Genomic DNA, 208 nt, shown 5'->3' with positions numbered 1-208 from the left:
CGATCACGCCGACGGGCAGGCGATTGACAAACAGCAGGTAGTCGGCGGGGCCGGTGTCGGTGGGAAATTCACGCACCGCCACGCCCGTGGCCGCGCCCAGGTTGAGCGCTGTCATGCCCTGCACCACCCAGCCGGCCTGGTTGAGCTTGTCGTCTATGGATTCGCGGGCCAGTGCCTCGGGCGTCATGCGGCGTCCTTCATGGGTGGG

1 protein-coding gene is annotated in these 208 nt (G+C 67.8%); it reads right to left on the bottom strand.

Annotated elements, in window-relative coordinates:
* A partial coding sequence (locus QZH66_RS19020; protein ID WP_305807323.1) for a hypothetical protein occupies positions 1-187 on the bottom strand: 187 nt, incomplete at its 3' end.
* Positions 188-208 lie beyond the last annotated feature (21 nt).

The sequence above is a fragment of the Stenotrophomonas sp. YIM B06876 genome, assembly GCF_030711595.1.
Classification (GTDB): Bacteria; Pseudomonadota; Gammaproteobacteria; order Xanthomonadales; family Xanthomonadaceae; genus Stenotrophomonas.
The sequence above is the reverse complement of the archived record's forward strand: the minus strand, read 5'-3'. Positions and strand labels throughout refer to the sequence as shown.